This window comes from Paenibacillus oleatilyticus (assembly GCF_018998565.1).
GTDB classification, from domain to species: domain Bacteria; phylum Bacillota; class Bacilli; order Paenibacillales; family NBRC-103111; genus Paenibacillus_G; species Paenibacillus_G oleatilyticus.
In genome coordinates this window covers 124,284-143,724 of the sequence record NZ_JAHNZO010000007.1, presented here as the reverse complement: position 1 = coordinate 143,724, position 19,441 = coordinate 124,284, and the positions used below count along the sequence as shown (strand labels likewise).

General features: G+C 57.6%; 12 protein-coding genes. 4 read left to right on the top strand and 8 right to left on the bottom strand.

The genetic code is table 11. From position 1 onward, the window contains the following. Positions 1-63 precede the first annotated feature (63 nt). Positions 64-1,560 carry an oligosaccharide flippase family protein gene (locus KQX66_RS11595; protein ID WP_216792616.1) on the top strand — a complete coding sequence of 499 codons (1,497 nt, stop codon included), beginning with the start codon at positions 64-66 and terminating at the stop codon, positions 1,558-1,560. A 70-nt stretch (positions 1,561-1,630) separates the two neighbouring features. Here KQX66_RS11595 and KQX66_RS11590 read toward each other — a convergent pair whose 3' ends face one another. From KQX66_RS11590 to KQX66_RS11555, 8 genes are all read right to left on the bottom strand, one after another. Further along, on the bottom strand, positions 1,631-4,426 hold the full coding sequence (locus tag KQX66_RS11590) for a GAP1-N2 domain-containing protein (protein ID WP_216792615.1): 2,796 nt from the start codon (positions 4,424-4,426) through the stop codon (positions 1,631-1,633). After that, a complete protein-coding gene (locus KQX66_RS11585; protein WP_216792614.1) occupies positions 4,423-5,688 on the bottom strand; it encodes a TRAFAC clade GTPase domain-containing protein in 1,266 nt (421 codons plus the stop codon). Before KQX66_RS11585 ends, KQX66_RS11590 begins: the two co-directional genes overlap by 4 nt. A 15-nt stretch (positions 5,689-5,703) precedes the next feature. After that, positions 5,704-6,339 carry a hypothetical protein gene (locus tag KQX66_RS11580; protein WP_216792719.1) on the bottom strand — a complete coding sequence of 212 codons (636 nt, stop codon included), beginning with the start codon at positions 6,337-6,339 and terminating at the stop codon, positions 5,704-5,706. Between the two features lie 20 nt (positions 6,340-6,359). Beyond that, positions 6,360-7,658, bottom strand: a complete 1,299-nt coding sequence (locus KQX66_RS11575) for a vWA domain-containing protein (protein WP_216792613.1) — start codon at positions 7,656-7,658, stop codon at positions 6,360-6,362. 21 nt (positions 7,659-7,679) lie between these two features. Further along, positions 7,680-8,225 carry a GNAT family N-acetyltransferase gene (locus KQX66_RS11570; RefSeq protein ID WP_216792612.1) on the bottom strand — a complete coding sequence of 182 codons (546 nt, stop codon included), beginning with the start codon at positions 8,223-8,225 and terminating at the stop codon, positions 7,680-7,682. Beyond that, positions 8,212-10,629, bottom strand: coding sequence for a hypothetical protein (locus tag KQX66_RS11565; RefSeq protein WP_216792611.1), 2,418 nt, complete (start codon positions 10,627-10,629; stop codon positions 8,212-8,214). The genes KQX66_RS11570 and KQX66_RS11565 overlap by 14 nt, the downstream gene beginning before the upstream one ends. Positions 10,630-10,885: 256 nt before the next feature. Continuing rightward, positions 10,886-14,275 carry a tubulin-like doman-containing protein gene (locus tag KQX66_RS11560; RefSeq protein WP_216792610.1) on the bottom strand — a complete coding sequence of 1,130 codons (3,390 nt, stop codon included), beginning with the start codon at positions 14,273-14,275 and terminating at the stop codon, positions 10,886-10,888. Positions 14,276-14,313: 38 nt separating this feature from the next. After that, positions 14,314-16,029, bottom strand: coding sequence for a vWA domain-containing protein (locus KQX66_RS11555; RefSeq protein WP_253957094.1), 1,716 nt, complete (start codon positions 16,027-16,029; stop codon positions 14,314-14,316). 274 nt (positions 16,030-16,303) lie between these two features. Between KQX66_RS11555 and KQX66_RS11550 the strand changes: the two genes are divergently transcribed. Genes KQX66_RS11550 through KQX66_RS11540 form a run of 3 tightly spaced genes read left to right on the top strand, consistent with a single transcriptional unit; the run spans position 16,304 to position 19,344 of the window. Then, positions 16,304-16,465 carry a hypothetical protein gene (locus KQX66_RS11550; RefSeq protein WP_216792608.1) on the top strand — a complete coding sequence of 54 codons (162 nt, stop codon included), beginning with the start codon at positions 16,304-16,306 and terminating at the stop codon, positions 16,463-16,465. Beyond that, positions 16,455-17,393, top strand: coding sequence for a hypothetical protein (locus KQX66_RS11545; protein ID WP_216792607.1), 939 nt, complete (start codon positions 16,455-16,457; stop codon positions 17,391-17,393). Before KQX66_RS11550 ends, KQX66_RS11545 begins: the two co-directional genes overlap by 11 nt. 19 nt (positions 17,394-17,412) lie before the next feature. Further along, positions 17,413-19,344: a hypothetical protein gene (locus KQX66_RS11540; RefSeq protein WP_216792606.1), complete on the top strand. Its 1,932-nt coding sequence runs from the start codon at positions 17,413-17,415 to the stop codon at positions 19,342-19,344. Positions 19,345-19,441 lie beyond the last annotated feature (97 nt).

Sequence of the window (19,441 nt, the reverse complement as noted above, 5' to 3'; positions counted from 1 at the left end):
GCCGCCTCGGACATAAGATGAAAGTGGACAACACTTTTCCGTCCGGCCGAGGTGGTGATGCGGATGATTCTGCCCCCGATATTTAAACAGATGGCGCTTCGGACAAGCGCAATGTTAATTGTGAAATTGCTCGGGCTGCTCCTCCGTATTCCGTTATTTCGTTATTTGGGTCCGGAAGGAGTAGGCTTATACCAGATTGCCTATTCGTTTTACGGCCTCGTCCTCACCTTGCTTACCGGTGGCATGCCTATGGCGCTGACCTTGTCCACCGCCAAAAATGCCGGAAGCGGCTGGCGGATTTACCGCAACATGTCCGTGCTTTACCTCGGGGTATGTACGCTGCTGTGCATAGGCTTCTTCCTGTTCACGAACGAAATTGCGTTTCGGCTCGGCACCAAGAAGCTGGAGCTGGCGATTCGCATGTTCTTGCCGGCGCTCTGGCTCGTTCCGCTGCTAAGCCTGCTTCGCGGGTATCTTCAAGGCCTGGAGGCGTTCGGGGCTATCGCCGCCTCCGAACTCGTCGAGCAATCGGTCCGGGTCGGGACCATCCTGCTGCTTCTCTCGATCGGCACGAACCTCAGCATGTCGCAAGCCTTGGGCACGGCTGCGCTGGGCGCATCGACGGGGGCCGTCTGTGCCTTAGCTTTCCTGCTTGTGATGCTGCTTCGCTATTCGCAGTCTTCCGCGAGTACCGTCCCAGACCAAGCAGAGCCGGATCGCAGTCTCCGCTTGTTCGCGCATACGACGCTTGCCTTGACAGCCACCCGGCTCATCATTCCTTTGTCGGATTTCCTGGAAGCGTCCATCGTTCCGATGCGGCTCCAAGCCTCCGGACTCTCGTCAGGACAAGCACTTGCCATATTCGGTGAAATGACGGGCATGGCGATGACGATCGTCTATATCCCGACCCTGATCACGTTTTCGCTCACGCATACTTTGTCCCCCAAAATCGCCGCCGATTGGCAGGACCGGCAGTTCGACCGCGCCTTCCGGAGAATCGGCAAGGCGCTAAACCTTAGCATGCTATGGGGAATTAGCTCATCGCTCTTCCTGTTTACCTTCGCCGAAGAATTGGCGCGCCTGCTGTTCGACCAAGAGAAGCTTGCGACAGCGGTTCGCTTGCTTTCGCTCTGTCCGCTGCTTGCGGGATTGCGGGAAGTAACGACAAGCGTTCTGTGGGCTGTCGGCCGGAAAAAAGAGCCGATGCGCGGCATTCTCTTCGGCATTGTCTGCTCCATGACGATGCTTTACGTCTTGACCGGGATTCCCGGATGGGGCTATACCGGGATCGCGGCAGGCGTGCTGATGTTTGAAACGATTCCGGTTCTGTGGAATCTTATCGTACTCCGCCGTGATCTGCAGTTGTCCTTCTCCGGGAGGATGCTTGTCATGAACGCCGTGGTCCTGCTGCTGCTAACCGGCGTCGTCACGCTTTGGGGAGGCCGGCTGCTCCCCGCCGCGGGCTTCTCCGGGATGCCTCTGCAGCTAACGCTCATGCTTCTGACGTTCGCTTGCTCCGCCGGTTATGTTGCGCTCGTCGCGCTTGCGCGTCAAAAGTAGCGCGGCGCAGCGCCCGAAACGACGACAGCCCGAACCCTTTCGCTCTTGAAAGGATTCAGGCTGCTTTGATTTAGCGTCCGCCGGAACTGGTTTGCTGATCCGGCTTCCCCTTGGTATTTGCCGGCGTATACTTCGGGCCCGCGACCGGTTCGGACGATGTCTGGTCGCCGGAAGCGCCGCCGCTGGGCGTTCCTCCGCCGACTTTCGGAAGCGGCGGGCCTTGCATCGGAAGGTCGAGCTGGACCTTTTTGACGACCGGCTCGCTGGCTTTGCCGTATTTGTTCTCTGCCTTGATCTCGATCGTATTCTCCCCGATCATCAGGACGACGGGAGCAGATACTTGTCCGTTGCCGACCCGCTGCCCGTTTACGAAAATGATTGGGCTCGGATCATAGCCGCCGTCCGTCGCACTTGCCTTAACCGTAACAACCGGCTGGGCCGTTTTTTCCGGCAGCGTCTCGACCGTGAGCGTGGGCGCCGGGCGAAGAATCGCTCCCATCATCGGCGTCCAGAACGAGGACAACAGAATAATGATGAGCAGCAGCGGAAGTGCGAGAAGGCCTAGTCGAAACAATCTTCTCTTTCTCCGCTGCACAAATTGGACAATGCCCGGAGCCTGCTTCAGCTTGATTTCTTTAAACACGGCCGCGAACGCTTCGTTCGGCACGCCAAGCAGCAATTCCTTGATCGGCTTGTTCTTGAACGCCTTGGAATCGTGCCGGTCAAAATAGCGCGTCAGCGCAGCGCGGTAGTGAACGTCGATCCCCGAGCCGCCGGAAAATCGCGAATCTCCCGCGCTCCATAGCATAAATTCGTAGATCGTATCCGTCCCCCGGGTCTGAGCAGCTACGTACTCAAGCATCCGGTCAAAGTCATACCCGGCTTCGTATCCGCCCCCGCCCCGGACTCCCGCATCCGGACGGCTGAAGGCGTAGGCGATTTTGCCGAACGTCTCCGGTCCTACCTTATCGCCGAGCGTCTTCTTCAGCAGCTCCTGCGCCCGCTCCAAGTCAAGCGGACCAAGCCGCTCGATGGTTGCTACGATATCGGACGGCTTGCGCCGTTCGAGCGTCAGCACCCGGTATACGGCGGTCAGCAGGTCCAGCGTCATGCGCCCGCCGCTGTTCAGGTTGTGCAAAAGCTCCGGCTGCGGCGGGTCCAGCATAAACTCAAGCTGCAGCAGGTCTTCGTAGCTCAGTCCGGCCGGGGTCAGGTCTTCCAGCAATTCGAGCTGGATTTCCAGCTTGATCTGCATGCAGAAGTCCTCGAACTGCGGCTTTCCTTCACGCTCCGGCAGACGGTCGAAGTAGATGTATGTATTTTTGGCCACTTCCATCCGTCTGGATTTCTCCGTCTTGAGCAGCTGCTTCACTTTTTTCAATACTTCGTTACGGAAGAAGTGCTGCAGCAGCAGATCGTCCGCGGAGACCAGCCAAAACTTGATTTCTTCCAAAAACTCCTTCATCGATCCGCTCGCCGTGATGCGATAGGCTGCATACTGCTCCGCCGTCTGGGGATGCTGCTCGTGCAGCTGCTGTAGAACGGCGAGAAAGACCGCATTCTGCTGCCGCAGCGGATCGATCAACGGAACTGCCGCGCGGATATCGCCGGAGGCCGCAGATGCCGCTCGCCGGATATATAGCGCAAAGCTGGCAATCAGCAGCTTCTTCGTTCCTTCGTCGGCAAAAGTGTAATAATCCAACAGCGGCGTAACGAATTCCGCGGTTGGCACGCTGTCCCCATCCATCAATTCCTTGCGGATCAGCTTGACCAGCATATCGTTCAGCCGTTTTTTCCGGCCTGCGGTTTCCGCGGTCAGGTACTGAAGAATGCTTTTCACGGTCCCTGCCCGATTCTGCTCGTACAAACCGTCCTGCCCTTGTTCGATCCGGAACAGCTCGCACAGCTGGGAATAGGTCGGAACGGCAAGCGCAGCGGGCTGCCCCATCTCCTGCAGCGCTTCCTCGCAAAAGTCATAGAACCGCCCCAGGCCAGCCGTATCTCCCCGGTGCTCCCAGACGTAGTCCAGAACCGAATGCTCGGTGCCGGATACGTCCACGCCATTAATCCGATCATTCGGCAGATCGAACAAATAATCTTTTTCAAGTTGACGGTCGGGCAGACGGATGCTGCCTTTTTCCACGAACATGACATGGTAATGCTGCTTGCCTTCCGGCTCGCTCTGGTACGTAACGAATCCGAGCTGCCGGCGCATCGCATACGGCAGGCAGCGGTAGACGAGCTCCATCAGCCGTTTCGCTTCCGCGCTCCCGTTCGATACGTCCGCGTCCAGCGCGACGTACACCTTCTTCTTGTTCGTGAGCGACGCCATCACGGCGTAAAGCAGCTGCTGAAACCGGGTGTGGTCCAGCTTCAGTCTGCCGAGCAGCCGGTCCGGGTTCTCCGGTTTGGCCGCGGCGTCGTAACCCAGCTCGTCCAGCTCCGGAATCGACTTCCCGTCCTGAATATCGTAGCTGCTTCGGAAGTCCCGTATAGCAAATAAACGTTCCGGCTCGCGTACGAAGGCCTCTTGACGCTCCTTGGGCACGACGTAATGATGCGTGAAAAAAGCGCTCCGCTGCCCGGTGAAGTCGGCGCTGACGTAAACGGTGCGTCCGATCACAAGCTCCCCGCTGTCGGCATGGAAGACGCCGAACGCTTCCGGATACCGGCTCTCGTCCCCTTCCCCGCGTGCGAGCAGCTCCTGCGGCGCCTTGTACACGCAGTACGGATGCAGTGCCGCTTTAATAAAACCGTTATCGAGCCCGGCGGATTTCGCTACCGTATCGAACCCTTCGTTCGTGCGGAAAATTCCTTCCCGGTCCCGGGTAAAATAGTGCTGCTGAATATTTCGGTCCCGGCTCACGGCGCATCTCTCCTGTCGATGTAGTCGAGCTGGTGAAGCAGCCAAATGAACGGCTCGTCCACCCGGGTCGGGCTAATGACACCGGTCACCTGCCGGTTCACCGGATTCGAACCGAGCGCGGATACGGCAAAGTAGGCGGTATTCTGAAAATACACGTCGACCGCATCCTTGAACGGCCGGTCCACCTTCTCGATAAAACGGCGGATTTCGCCGTTAATATTCTCAAACTCGGTCTGGTCCAAATAGCCTTTGTGAACCACGTTGCGGAACACGTTGCTGTTGGACTGAATATATTCGCTGTCTTCCTCTTTCAAATATTGCAGCATATCGCTCTTCGTCAGAACGATCGCCGTCGGAATTTTCGTCTTGCTGCCCTGCTGGTGGGCGATGAAGTTTTCGAACAAGCTGATGACGACCTCGCGCGGCTCGTCGTAGCGGCTCGCGAACTCCCCTTCCTCCTGGCCGACACTCAGGCGGATTTTGTCCCGGATCGTGCGGATTTGCAGCGGATCGACGAGAAATAAAATGCCCGACGAGTTTTTAATATGCGACGCATAGATTTCCAGGTAATCGCGCTCCACCATGCCCTCGCCCGCCACATCGAAGAAGACGAGCGTGAGCGGCGCGCGCCGGTCGTCCTTGAACACGAATTGAAAAATAAACGGCTCCTGCTGCTCGTTCGGGTTCGTCGACTCCAGCATCATGCCGCGGTCGAAGATCGGCTCCAAATAATTTTGCCGGAACTTCCGGCTGATTTCGGCGCTCAGCGGCATGCAAGCCGCGTCGAAATTCGAAGCCGTCGAGGATTGCAGCGTATGAATGAGCGACGTCATATAGACCGATTTGCCGACCTGCGACGCTCCGACGATGGAAATGATGTTGCTCGGCATTTTGCCGGCCGATATCGGCAGCTCGTTGTGGCAGCTCGGACAGAGCCGCCGCCGCGTCGCCACGCCGTAACGGTCGATGACCGCCACCAGCACGTTTTCCGAGTAAACGTGGTTCTCTTCCGGGATCGTGTGCGGCTCGATCACCGCCTCCATATCCTGCTGCGACAGATTGAACTTGCGCCGCCATGCGTTCAGCCGCTCGTCTTCCTGCAGCGTGAATTCGTCGTCGTTCTCCTTCGTATGCGCGGCGCGGAACACGACCTCGTCCGGCTCGAATTTATGGAAGCAGTACGGACAAACGATGCTGTAATAAGGCGGACGTTCTTTTTCCACAGGCTTTTTTTCGAAAAATTGCTTAAAAAACCCCAACATGCCCAGGTCCCTCCTTTAGTCCGGAATGAGTTCAAACCGCTCGCCATAGATCGGTCCGTCGGTGAAAAACAACCGGATATAGTCGTTTTTGCCGACCTCGATGGGCGGCAGCTCCGTGCGCCCCGGCGGAAAATCGTTCATGAACGGATAAAAGGTCCCGTCTTCCTTATTTCGCGGGGCCGCTCCTTCTTTTTTCACGTAGCACAGGGCTTCCCGGGGGACCGGAATTTCGCAGAACAGCCGGATCTGCACGGTTTTATATTTGCTGAACCAGCCGCCGCCGTATTTGATGCCGTAGCGGATTTTCGCGCGGCCTCCGCTGACGCGGGCCAGATTGTCTCCGTCCCGCTGCAGCAGCGGGGTCAGCCGTCCTTCCAGCATCACGCAGGGATAGATCCGGTAAAAATGCGGTCCCGTAAAGTCCACACGGGCCCGGTAGCCGCCTTTCGCCTTGTATTCCTCGCGGGTAAACAGCTTGAGCCGCTTCGGGTCCAACCCGTCAGGGGGCTGCTCGCCCCCGTCTTCGAAGCTGTCGATGTAGACGTAATTGATTTCCTTGGGCCAATGCCACGTCAGAAGACATTCGCCTTCCCTGACCTCGGAGGCCGCTTTCGTAATCCGGTACCGCTCGTCAGGTTCGCTCCATTGCATCATGTGCCAGCCTCCCGTCGTTATCGGAACCGCTTGCCGGTCCGGCTGCCGTCTTTTCCGCCATAGCGGCTGCTCTCGCCATCCGAACCGGCATACAGCTCGCGCGGTCTGCCGCGGCGAAGACCGGTGTTCGCGCCGGTGCTTTCCTGCACGGCGAACAGCAAGGTGGACAGCGACAGCACGACGGCCAGGATAAGATCCGCTATAGCGCGCACGGTGCTCGGATGCTCCGAAGGCAGGCCGTATTCCAGCGTCAGGCCTGCGAGCAGACCGGCTATCATGCCGCCGAGAACGAAGCTGCGCGCCAGGAAGCGGTTATCGAACACGATGCCAAGCGACAGCCCGAGCAGCGCGCCGATGAACAGAATCAGCACGACCCGCAGCGCCGCATGCCAACCGCTGCCTTGCATCTGTCCCTGCCGTTCGTTCATGAGATGGAAATGATGGTCTTTCAAATAAATGTTGCGGAAGGCGTCCGTCACCAGTTCGGCCTGCTTCACCTCTTGGAACGTTCCGCCTGTCGCTTCGGCGATCCGCTGCAGCAACTGGCTCCCTTCCTCGTTCGGCTGCTTCATCCCGATCGTGTGTATGGTGATATTTTCCAGATTATAAGGCTGTACGACTTGCGCGATATCCACATCGCTGTAGCCGTCCGAGATAAGAATGACGGCTCCTTTGCGGTGCGATTCCTTCTGCATATGGTCGATCGCCTGGGTAAGCGCCTGCGCGATGTCGGTTCCCCCGGTCGGGGCGGGAATCGCGTCGATTTGCGCCAGCACCTGGCTTTTGACGGATTCGCTGCCGAGCTGCGTTAGCTTCTGCACCCATGTCACCGTATCGTTGAACGTCAGCACGCCGACCCGCTTGTTGCTGTCCATTTGCCCGATCAGCGACTTGACCGCCTGCAAGCTCTGCTTGTTCGGGTCGTTCTGCTTCATGCTCTCGGACGTATCCAGAATAAGCACGTAATCTTGCGGCCGCCCCGATTTCGCAGAATCGAAATACAGCCCGTAGGCCCATTGAAACAGCGCCCCCGCCGCAAAAAGAAGAAGAAGCGTGCCGGGAACGAGCAGCTTCCATCCGTCGGAGGCATAGCGGAGACGCCAGTTTCTTCCGTTCAATTGCGGCGACAGGATCTCCGCCAGCAGACAGCACAGCCCGACGATCAGGGCAAACACCCCGAAATACAGCCCCATCAGCAACGTTTCGTGCATCGTTCCTTCCCATCGGCTGAGCATCATTTCCCCTGCAATAAATCCTAGAAAGCCACCCACGATGCTGAGTCCGGTCAGCAGCGGATTCCATTTCCGACGTTTCATCGGCCTTCCTCACTTTCTACTTCAAACGTCCTCGTCCAAAAGCGAAAACATTTGATGATCTTCCCAAACCCCGTTGATTTTTACGTTTTTGCGCGCCAAGCCTTCCGGGCGGAAGCCCGCCTTCTCCAACACGCGCATGGAGCCCCCGTTACGGGGCATCACACCCGCTTCGATCCGGTGCAAGCCGGCCTCTTTAAACGCAAAAGCCACGATCAGCCGAACCGCCTCGGATGCATATCCTTTCCCGTTATGCCGTTGGTCCAAGCAGTAGCCCATGGTGCCCTTTTGCACCGGCCCGCGTATGACATTGAACAGCGAAATTTGCCCGATTAATTCGTCCGTTTCCGCCAGAAATATGCCGAAGGCATAACGATGGTCTTGACTTCGCTCGTCGCTCCATTGGCGGATACAGTCTGACTGGGCCTCCAGAGTAAAAAAGGATTCGTCGCGGATGGACATATACGTCTGGAAAAAATCCCGATTGCGCACATGCAGGGCCAGCAGCGCCTCAGCATCCGCAGGTTCGAAAAATCGGATATACACGGGCGAGCCCTTATCGCTCGTCATGGCCGTCCTCTCTCCTTTCCGCCTCCGGTTCCTCCGGCAAGGCGCGTCCGTGGAACTCGTATCCGCTGCGCATATACGTATCGTAATACCGCCTGCCGTTCCGGTAGTACATCAGATCGGCGATGCGGAATCCGCCCATCAGATTCAGCTTCTCGACACCACTCTGCTTCTTCTCATGGATGCAGCCGAGCTTGTAGGTGCGGCTCCCATGATCGACACTGTACGCATACTGGATCAATTCGCTTTGAAAATCGCCGAAAAAATATTTTTCTTCATATCGGTGCTTGTGCGTATAGTTGTAGACGTCCAGCCGGATCGCCGCCTCGCTCTCGAGCGTCACGTACAAATCGCGGTACAGCTCTTCCTTTGTCAGCACCTCGCGGTTGTCGTAGCTGACCGCCACGTTCGCCCGCGCCAGCAGCTCCTGCTCGAACGGCTGATGGAACAGCGGATGGACGAACCATTCCCGCTTCGCCGCCGCAATCAGCTTGTCGATCAGCGCTTCGTCACTTTGCGCAAGCAGCGCGGTGACGTTCCCGACCCACCGTTCGTCAAAATAAAACTGCGGTCCCTGGCGGTTTTCCGTTTCGGCCGCGATCACTTCGACGACATGGCCGTAGTATTCGTTAATGTTGCGGCCCAGCTCATCGTTCGTCTCCGAGATGCTGCGACGGCTCGCGTCGAGCAGCGCCGCTTCGATGTCGCGAAGCCGCTGGACGTACCGCTTCATCCGGTCGTGGATCTCTTCCAGCTTCCGCTCATAGCTCCGAAGCTCGCGAATGGTCAGCTCCAGCAGCAGCAGCTCGTATTTCAAGCCGTAGATTTGCTCGAGCATTCCCCGGGCCAACGGCTTAACCTGGCTCTTGGGGGAAAGAAAACCGAGCAGCGAGCCTTTGGCATAGCGCTGATCTTCCACCCGCTCCTCGTACAGCGCTTCGAGGTCCAGCTTGCCGTCTTCCAGATGTCGCTCGGTTTCCTTGCGCCACTCCCGGACCATGGCGATAAGACTGGGCGTCTCCGCGCCGCGTTCCTGCTCCGAGGTCCACAGGTACATGCAGTAGCACCCGTACGACGGTTGATCGACCGCTTTGCGCTGCAGCGTTTGTGCGAGCCTTCCGGCTCCGTCCCGCGCCTCAAGCGCCGCTTCCATGACCCGGACGGCATTCGTCTCGAAGAAGGTCCGGGCGTTCCCCCCGAACAAAGCCGCCTCCGCCTGCCGCAGAGACATCGACCGCAGCTCGTGGTGTGGCACGTTCTCATAGAGCAAGCCGTACATGGCGTCGACCGGATTCGCCCGCTCGCCTGCTGCGGCCCGGACGCTTGCCTCCGCCTTCCGCGGGTCCAGCTCGGCCAGCTCCAGCAGCTCCGTCGGCTGGATCACCGCGTTATCGCGCATCCGCTGCAGCATCCCCCGGTACAGATGATACAGCACCGTCAGGGCGATCGCCTGATTGGGCCGAGTCACCTTGGCGAACCCCGCAGAGGCATAAATGCCACCCGCTTCGCCCGGCGGCATCATGTTTTGCTTGAACTGCTGGTGGTTGTAAGCCCCGTGCCTCGGATCGACCTCGTCAGCGGCTTTGCGGTTCTTGAGCAGGTTCAAATGACAAACGATCTCATAGCACCGCTGCATGCCGCCGGCCGCAAACAACCCGCGCTCGTCCTTGTCTCCGATCATATACACCGTGTCGAACAAGGCCGCGTCCCGGTGCTCGACCGGCAGCCGGATGCCATCGCCCGTCACCTGAAGATCTGCGGCCAAACGGAATTCCCGCCGCTGGACTTCGTCCAGCTCGCGCATAAAGCTGACGCCAAGCGATGCCGCATACGCGAAATCGTCGCCCGGCTGCTGCTCCTGCAGCATTCCGTACAAGTCGACGACCACGGAGCGGAAGCTTTCGCCGAAGATCGATTTCATCAGCACCGTCAGCTCGGGCACGAGCGCGTTGAGCGGATCGTCGACCCGCGTGACCACGGCGATATTGACCCGCTGCAGGGAGGCGTACAGCCGTCCGAACTCCGAGATGCGGCTGTTCATCTGCCGCAGGAGGACGTTCAATTCAAGCAGCTTCGCCTCGTTCCGGTAAAACTGCCTGTATCCTTCGGCGCGCTGCGTTTTCTTGTCTCCGCCGCCTCCGCCGAGACGGAAGCTGTAGACGTTGTCCCGCGCGGCGGCCTCCTGTACGCCGTCCTCCGTGCCGATATGTAAATAAACGACGCCGGCGCTGTTGTTCCACTTTTTCCGGTTCAGGTCGTACACCTGTTCCAGCGCCTCTGCCGACCGGTCGCCGACGAACAGGAACACGAGGGGATGGTTGATGCTGCGAAGCTCATCCCCGCCCGTTCCCATGCTGTCTGTTTCCGCGGCGTATGCGCTCGCGAATTGCATCAATTTCTCCCGCATGATCCTGACCCTCCAATCGGAGCGTGAAATTAAGCCGGGAGAACGGCAAGATATCCCCCTCCAGCCGCTCTTGAAACCCATGAATGCCGATTATATTTTAAGGAATATTCATGGGTTTCAAAGGCGGACAGCGCAAGCGCTTCTTCCAGGGCATATCTTGCCTAATCTCGCTAAATTTCACGAAGTTAACTAAAAAACCGCTGCAGCCTTGGATCGGCTGCGTATTTATATGCTATCGCTATGACATACGAAGCTGCTATTTCAAGCTGCGAAGGATGTCGCTCACCTTGCTGGCGATTTGCTTGTAGAATTGGTACATGTCTTCGCCGTCGACATATTCGCCGCGATCGTAGTCGAGCGCGGACTTGGCGTCCTGGTAGGCGCCGGCCATGTCCTGCAGCTTCGTCAACAAGCCGCTGATGTCTTCTTGCCCGGTAAGCTGCTGGCTGAGCTTCGACGATTTGCGCTGAAGCAGGCCGAGGCGCTTCGCGTCGAGGGCGCGGATTTTACGGTAAATTTCGTATTCCGGGAATTTGCCGGCCTGCATAAGATTGACGAACGGCTCCCACGGGTCCTCTTCCGCGTCATGGTCGTACACGTACAGCGCGCCTTTTTTGACGATCGCGCCGGTATACATCGCCTCGATGAACTGCTGGATGAATTTCTCTTCGTCCTGATGGGCGGCGAGCACCTGCTCCAGCTCGGCGATTTTCGCCTCGATCCGGCGGTACTTGCCCAGCTCCTCGCGGACGCGGCGCAGCAGCTCCGGCGAGCGGATCAGGTTCTCCTTCGCCATCTCCTCGTTCACACTGCCGAAGATGTCCTTGAGGCCGTCCTGTTCCAGACCGCCTGCCACAAGCGCCTTCAGGTCGGCGACGCAGCGCTTGATCTCGCCGAGGTTCGGCTTCGCCGCGTCAAGCTGCATCGGGTACGACGCCAGCTTTTGCTCCAGATCGAACGGCTTCGTGAATACGCACTCGTACCGGCCCGTCGTACCTTGATCCGCCGATTTCTCGCGGATGATGCGCAAGGCCAGCGATTGGTCGAACATACTGCGGACGTCGGCGTTGTAATGTTTTACGCGGGCGTTTTCGTACGTATCGCCCCACGATTTTTCCGGGATCGGCGATGGCAGGTACGTCCAGTTCGTCCTCTCCGTCTGGACGAGATGGCGTCCGACGCCTTCCGGTTCCAGAATCGAGCGCTCGTAGCTTTCCTCGTATACTTTCAGCGGCGTATACAGGAACAGCGGAATGCCGTTCTGGGTGTTCAGCCAGAAGACGCGGTTTTTCACTTCGCTCTCCTTGATCGTAAAGCGCGAGTTCGCGATGGCGTTATCCTGGAAGTTGCGGATGCCCTTGAAAATATTCGGCGCCTTCACCGGCACGGAGACGAAGCCCCACGACGGGAAGTTGAAGTGGCCCGAGCTGTTGGTCAGATGGAACACAGGCTTCGCTTCCTCATACAGACGACCGGCGATCTTCTGCTCCACCAGCTTCTCCAGCGAATCCTCGTGGCCGTATTTGATGATCAGGAAATCCTCCATCGACTTCGTGATCAGGTCGCTGAACTGCTCGGTCAAAAACTCGGAAATCGAGCTGACGACGTCCACTTCCTGCTCCTTGATCCACTGGTTCGACTTCTCCAGCAGCTCCTGCGTAAAGTCGCGGATGAGCTCGGTGACGTTTTTCTCGTCGGTCACGTCGCCGATCAGCTTCGCCATATCCGGCACGCTGACGATGTTCCAATAATACGTGCGGTTACCCTTGTGATCGACTTCTTCCTGACCTTTGGTGAGGATATCGCCGTTTTTCTGGAAAATTTTGTTCAGCTCGTTCAAAATTTCCGTAAACACCTGATAAATACGCGAATTGTCGTTGTTGATGAGCGTGTACAGATCCTCGTAAAACTCGATCATCTGCTCCATCCGCTCGCGGTCGGAGTGCAGCAGGTACTCCTGGATTTTCGCTTCGATGTAGGCGTCCTTCTTCTTGTCCTTGGAGATGAACGCGCTCTTCGCTTCGGTCAGCTTCTGTACGGCGGTGTCGCCCGCCGCTTCGATATCCCGCGGGATGCGGTACAGATTTTCCTTCAGCGATTCGATGTACGACGAGATCAGCTTCAGCAGACAAAAGCCTTTGTCCTGCAAAATGATCCGCGACACGTAAAACGGCCCCTGCTCGGGATGACGGAACATTTTGCCCATCTGTTCGGCGAACACTTCCCGGATTTGACCCGGCAGCTGCTTGCGGGCCTTGATGTACTCCTCCCGGGCCCGGGACAGGTAGCTCTGCTCCAGCTCCGTGTCAATATGGACAATCTGCTGCTTGACGACGTTGTTGTAGCTGAGCCGCTCGCTGTTCTGATAGCCGGGCAGCGGCTCCGGCACGTTTTTGTCGAATTCGCGGTGGATCGAATCCGGGTCGAGGCCCAGCTTGTGCGCAAGCTTCTCGACGTCCTCCTGACTCGGACCCGCCTCGAACATCGTCGACATGCGCTGAAATACTTTATAAGCCAAAAATGTCGTCATTTCCTCAATCGGCAGGACTGCGGACGACGCGCCCAAAATATTGTATTGATAGTTCGCCGCATACGTCTTCGGCATCTGATTGATGTTCGTGCGGATGTTGCTGATGTAGTCGTGAATCGCGAATTCCTCGCCGGACTGCTTTTGCTCGCTCGCCATGAAGTTCGTGATGTTCTCCGCCGTCACGTTCATGCAGTAGTCGTACGCATTTTCGAGCAGCTTGCCTTCGAGGTTCGTCGCCGAAATAAGATGCGCGAGGTTAAAAGGCGGCATCGGCGAGTTGACGGTCAAAATGTTCGCGTACTGCTGCTTGAACCGGTCGCCGCGCTCATCCACGTTCATCCAGTAGTCGAGCTCTTTGAGCGCCGCATAGCCGTTCTTCTTGATATATTCGCGCGAATGCTCGGTCAATGCCTTGTTCGCCAAATTGACGTCCGGCGTGAACAGGTAGCCGAGAATGCCGACTTTGTCGACGCCGGCCGAGCCGTAATCCCGCTCCAGAATGCCGCGAACGATATACGCGATATCGAGGAAGCAGCCGCTGCCCGTTCCGCCGGAGATGCCCGTCAGCAGGAACACCATCAGCTTCTTGTTCGTGCCCACCGACAGCGTCTTGATTTTGCGCTCGATCGTTTGCACGACCTGTACGATCTTCGTGAACAGCAGCAGTCGGCCGGCTTGCCGGACGCCCGAAGCGCCGTTGATGCCATCGGTGATCGTCAGTTCCGGCGACAGCCATTCTTTAATGTACGGCTCCAAAATGCTGCGGTTCTGCAGCACGCTGCCGATCTCCGCGTTCGACAGCAGCACGAATTCGGTCATCGGATCGAGGCCGATGCCCTTGTACCGCTTGTTGCGGTCGTGCTCGTTCGTCTCGAACGCGAGAAATTCGATGTTGTCGGGTTTTTCGCGCTTTTTCTTCGTGAACGGGTCTTCCGGCAGCTTGAACCGCCGGTTCACCTGATACTTGAGCCGCAGCAGCGCATCGATGCCCGTTCCGCCGAGACCGATGACCAGCATCGGGTTGTCGATCGTGTCGACGCGGATTTTCTCGCTGACAATGCCGCCGCCCAAGGATACGTCCAACTGCTGTATATGCTCTCTGACTACTGCTTTCATGTCCGGACTCCTCCTGTTACCAAGGCCAAATGGGATATTTATTTCAAGTATTCGACGCTTATCGACTTATTGACGTTTTGAAGCGCGATTTTGATGCGGTCATTTGCACGAATTTCTTTTCCTTTGGCGGCATCGAACACCCGTCCGCCTTTTTCTACGACGCAAGACGTCGCGTTATGCAGCAGGACCGTGTCGTTCGGACCGGGCCGGAAGACGATATTTTGCGTTTCCGCAAACTCCGGCGCGAGCTGGAGCAGCTGATGCAGCGTCACCTTGCCCTTGAACGCGTTCAGCTTGCGGTACTGCGGATTCGTCCGCTCGCCCGTGTCCTCGTCCTTGACCTCGATCACGAGCTGCCCGACGAAGCCCTTGTTCGCTTTGCGGTAAGCCGATAGCGCGTACAGGACGGCTCCCGCAAGCAGAAGCACTCCAGCGATCATCGCCGCCCATATGGTCGGGCTGAGCGCACCGGCCGCCGGCTCCTTCGCCGTCTCGGACGCAGGCTTGGACGCCGCTCCGCCGGATTTAGCTGTAAGCTTCACCGGCGCCGTCTCGCGCAGAAAGTTCGCGCCTTCCGCCTTAATCTTGAGCTCGTAATCGTGCGCGTCCGGTACCTTGAAGCTGCCCGCAATGCCTTGCGCACCGATCGTCAGCGGCTTCTCCTCGGTCTTCTTCGTATCCAGGTCCGTCAAGACCGCCGACGCCTTCAGGCCCTTGTACAAATCCGCATCGGTCGTCTTTTGTCCGGCGCTCTGCAAATACGCTTGGACCTGCACTTCGTCGCCCGGCTTGAGCGTCGTCGATGCCAGGGGCTCCATGACGAGCTGGAGATCGTAATTGTAAACGAGATTAATGTTAATTTTTTCCTTTTGGACCCCTTTGACCTGCAGCTTCCAGTCGCCTTGCGCCGGCGTTAATACCTTCAATAAAGAGTAAGCGCTCGAAGCCGTATAAACGACGCGGTCCGACGGAATTTTCTGCTCTTTGCCGGACGGGTCGAACAATTTGACCTCCACCGGCTTCGAAGACATGATTGAGATGTTCGCTTCCTGCACGCTGGCGTTCGGAATCGTCACCTTCACATCCTGAAACTGCCCGTTCGCCACGAAGCCGGTCAGCGGCACGACCTTCAGCTTGAAATGGCTTGCGTAAATTTCGCTCAAAATTTGCGGCAGATTGTCCGCCGTGCTCGTGATGAACGATTTGCCTTTCGTTTCGTTGGAGATGCGCTCCAGCGCAGCCTTGTTCAACGTTCCGTCGGCATTGAGCCCGATCGTATAAATCGGGATGCCCTTGTCCTGCGCTTTCTTGATCGCATCGTTTAGCTCCTGATCGGACTGCTGCTGCGTGCGGCCGGCGTTCAGCGAGTTGTTGCCGTCGGTCATCAGCACGATGAGCGGCACGTGCCCCGGCTCCGTGCCGGATTCAAGCACCTTCACCGCTTCGCTTACGCCGACGGCGATGTCGGTATAAGGCCCCTTGGACAGCTTGTCGATGAACGATTTCAAGTCCTGCTTATCCGCGGCGGAGTTGATGGGAAGCAGCGCCTTTTCGCGCATCACTTGATCGGTATAGGCGACGAGGCCGATTTTGTCGCCCTGCACGGATGCCATGTCGATGAACATTTTCATCGCTTCGTTGCTGACTTTGTTGACGTCGCTCTCGTTCATGGACGTGCTGACGTCCACCGACAGAACGGCATCCATCTTCATATCGACCGCGCCCGCCGGGGCCGCCGCGGCCTGAAGCGGCATCAGGACGGCGAGCAGCAGAGCGGCGACCGGTCGGAGCAGCACTTTGATGATTTTCACGGGGTTCATTCCTCCAAACCTATGGACGGCCCGATGTCGAACCATCCCGAACCAATATGGTATAGTGTAGTAAATTGCCGTAGAGGGTAGTACAATGGAACTGCATGTTGTCTACTAATCTCATATTAACTGGTCAGAAAGTAAAATTCCACTAGCGAAACCTTACAGAATTCTTAAGTTATCGCCTTTCAAATTCGAAAATACCGGGGAGAGAATCATGCTGACCGTAGCTGTGTTGGCTCTTGGAGCCCTGTTTCTTCTAGCATTTTTTATGTACTGCTTTTATAGCCGGAAGCAAGACGTCCCGCTTGCGGACATCGATGCCGCATTCGCCGCAAGGTTAAATCAAGGTGATCAAGGTGAAGGCCATGACGACTAAAACCGCCGTTCAATTCCGCAAAACGCAGGCGACCTCGCATTTGTTCGACCGCTTGAAGCAGTGCCGGCGGTGCGGCCGGTATTCTTGTCTATGGGACGACCGCTGCCTGTCGTGCGAAGCCGAGCAAAGCCGCAGCGCCGTCCCCGAGCAGGCCGGAGCGGTTCTGAAGCACCGCAGGCAGACCGGCATGCTGGCTGTCGGCGCGATCGGCGCCCTCGCCTTCCTGCTCGCCCGCAACGCGGAGCAGATGATTTTGTCCGTCGTCGGCGCCGCCCTGCTGCTCGCGCTGTACGTTTTTTTGCATAAGCGCTACGAGCCTATCTTATATAGACGTACGTTAGGCCGTTTACTCCTGCAAGATCAGCAAAAAATTCGCGAAGGCTTGCTGCTCGACATCGACGATGCGGAAGCGGACCTCCGGGCGGAAGACTTTAAAACCGCCTATGAAAAGTTCCGCGAGATCGGTTATTTCATTCAAGACGACTCGATCAAAATTTTAAAGGTATACTGCCTGAACAAATTTATTTTGCGCAGCGATATGGACCTCGAGCTCAGCTCCCTTCTGCCGAACCGTTTTGACAAAGACGTGATCGAATACATACATGAAATCGGCAAAGTGCGTCCGCAGCTCATTACCCGCGAAGCGCTCGACTACGTCATGAAATACCGGGGCATGATCGAAAGGCTTCCCGAGGGAAGAGACGTCCTGACGGCGGCGGCCGGAGCCGCGCTGCGCGTGAAGTCCAATCTGCACGCATACCGCAGCCTGCTGCTGGACCACGCACAGGAGCTGCCCAAGGACCGGCTGCTGCGGCTGTGCCGGCTGCTTGCCGAGCAGCCGGACGCCGATCCCGAGCTGACCCAGAAAGCGCGCGATGCCGTGAAGCTGAAATACGACTTCGATCCGGAATTCCAAGGCATCCTGTAGAAAGGAAAGGAGGCTGCCTATGTCTATCTCTACGTATAAACGGTCCGTCCGTTACAGAAACGCCGCGATTGCCGTCCTCGTCCTCACGCTCTTGGCGGCGGGTGTCAAAGTCTACGCTTGGTGGCAAAAAGCGGAGCTTTACCAGCAGGCGGCGGCACAGCTTGCCGCAGGCAACGCGGTCGAAGCCGAAGAGCTGTTCCTCAAGGCGCAAAACATCGGCTTCGTCGATTATAAAGAAGCGGAAACGCAGCAGGCGCTCAACGCTCTTCAGCCGGTTACGCAAGCGAAGCGGCTGTTCTCGTCCCTGAACGACCAGATCGCGTCGGCGGTTGCCGTCAACGATGCCGGCAGTTTAGTGAAAGCGTACGAATCGTATCAGAGCGCCAAGTCGCAGGTCGCGAAGCTGGACGAAGGCTCGCAGAAGCGGTTCGCGGAAACCGCAGCGTCCTACAATATCGACACACGTTTCGCGGAAGCGTTCGGCTCCGTCAAGACGGCGCTGATCCAAAGCGTCGAAGGCGCCGTCGCCAAGAAAAAATTCGACGCCGATACCGCTGTCGGCTTCCTGCTGCAAATTCCCGCGGTCTATTATAAGGACGAAGCGGCGAAGCGAAAAGCTCTCAACCCGCTGCTGCAAAAATACGACCAAGGCCGCCTGGACGCACTCGTCAAGTCCAAATCGCTGGACGAAATGTTGAAGGAAGGCGAAGGGCTGCAAAAATTTTATAAAGACCGGGGCTGGGAAGCTCCTTGGGTCACCGCAAAACTTGAGAAGGCGGCTCAGGACACGCTGGCCAAGCTGGAGAGAAACGATCTGGGCGGCTTCCTGAACGCTGCCAAGACCGTGCAGTCCTACAAGGAGCTCTTCGGCAGCGGCAGCAAGCTGAACGGGTACATCCAAACGGTGGTGAACGGCCGCATGGCCCGGGCGGAGCAGCTGATCGCCGCGAAAAAGTATGCGGAGGCCGAAGAGCTCTACAAAACGCTCGGCGCATACCGCGACACGTCCAAAGAACTACAGGCGCTCGGTCAGCGCCGATTGGAAAGCGATCCGGCCGTGCTGCTTCAAAAGGCCGGCATCGAAGGCGCCCTCACCGCCGCCACGAGTCTGAAAGGGTCGAACGGCGCGCAAACGGCAGCCGCTGCGGTTACGGACAAGAAAAAGCTCGTGCTCGCCCGGCTGTTCGGGGACCAGCGCATCGAAGTCGCAGAAGGAGCGGTGCCGGGCGACCTGGCCGCGGTCAAATCGATCCGCCCGGCCGATGAGCTCAGCCCGGAAGGACAGCCCGTGCTGCTGCTCGAAGCGGCTTCCAAAAAGCGGAAAGCCCGCTATGTCGCGTTCGAAGCGCACGGGTCCGAGCTTAAGCCGATTCTCGATCTGGAGGCCGATAAGCTGGAGTCGGTGCGTCCGGGTGTCGTAAGTGCCGATAATCCCGTGCCCGAGCGGCCGGAGAAGAACGGTGCCGACAAGAACAGTACGGACAAGAACGGTACGGAAGCTACGGGCTCCCAAACCGGAGCGAAAGCGGTCTACGAATACCGCGGCGGGCGGTATGTCTTCGTCAAGTCCGAAGAAAACGGGAACAACGCTGTCACGAACGGAAACGGCGATGCGAAGCCGGACGCGGAGAAAAAAGACCCGAAGGACGGCACGGCTAAGGATACGAAAGAAGGCGCGAAGGAAGTTAAAAGCATTACGGCCAACGAGCTGCCGAAGTACAAAAACTCAAAGGTCGTGTTCCAATGCGACATCTTATCGGTTGCGGACAATCGGGCCATCGTCAAGTTCGACGACCTGTACATTGTGCTGACCGGCAAATTCAAGTTCGGTACCGGTCCGGCGGTCGTCACGGGCACATACACTTCCACCGAGGATCTGAAGCAAGGAAACAAGACGGTGAAAGCTTACGTCGTGCAAGTATCGTCGCTCGTGCAGGACGAAGAGGCGTAAGCCGGCCATCCGGCGTTTAAAAAGGGAGATTTTCCGCCTTTGGAGGCGGGGTCTTCCTTTTTTGCTGCAACAAATCACCGGGCTTTTCCGTTAGAGG

Excerpts from the sequence above, each read along its gene's own strand:
- KQX66_RS11550 (WP_216792608.1), top strand. The coding sequence starts at position 16,304 with ATGCTGACCGTAGCTGTGTTGGCTCTTGGAGCCCTGTTTCTTCTAGCA.
- KQX66_RS11595 (WP_216792616.1), top strand. The coding sequence starts at position 64 with ATGATTCTGCCCCCGATATTTAAACAGATGGCGCTTCGGACAAGCGCA.
- KQX66_RS11560 (WP_216792610.1), bottom strand. The coding sequence starts at position 14,275 with ATGAAAGCAGTAGTCAGAGAGCATATACAGCAGTTGGACGTATCCTTG.
- KQX66_RS11565 (WP_216792611.1), bottom strand. The coding sequence starts at position 10,629 with ATGCGGGAGAAATTGATGCAATTCGCGAGCGCATACGCCGCGGAAACA.
- KQX66_RS11540 (WP_216792606.1), top strand. The coding sequence starts at position 17,413 with ATGTCTATCTCTACGTATAAACGGTCCGTCCGTTACAGAAACGCCGCG.
- KQX66_RS11545 (WP_216792607.1), top strand. The coding sequence starts at position 16,455 with ATGACGACTAAAACCGCCGTTCAATTCCGCAAAACGCAGGCGACCTCG.
- KQX66_RS11580 (WP_216792719.1), bottom strand. The coding sequence starts at position 6,339 with ATGCAATGGAGCGAACCTGACGAGCGGTACCGGATTACGAAAGCGGCC.
- KQX66_RS11585 (WP_216792614.1), bottom strand. The coding sequence starts at position 5,688 with ATGTTGGGGTTTTTTAAGCAATTTTTCGAAAAAAAGCCTGTGGAAAAA.
- KQX66_RS11555 (WP_253957094.1), bottom strand. The coding sequence starts at position 16,029 with ATGCCGCTTCAGGCCGCGGCGGCCCCGGCGGGCGCGGTCGATATGAAG.
- KQX66_RS11570 (WP_216792612.1), bottom strand. The coding sequence starts at position 8,225 with ATGACGAGCGATAAGGGCTCGCCCGTGTATATCCGATTTTTCGAACCT.
- KQX66_RS11575 (WP_216792613.1), bottom strand. The coding sequence starts at position 7,658 with ATGAAACGTCGGAAATGGAATCCGCTGCTGACCGGACTCAGCATCGTG.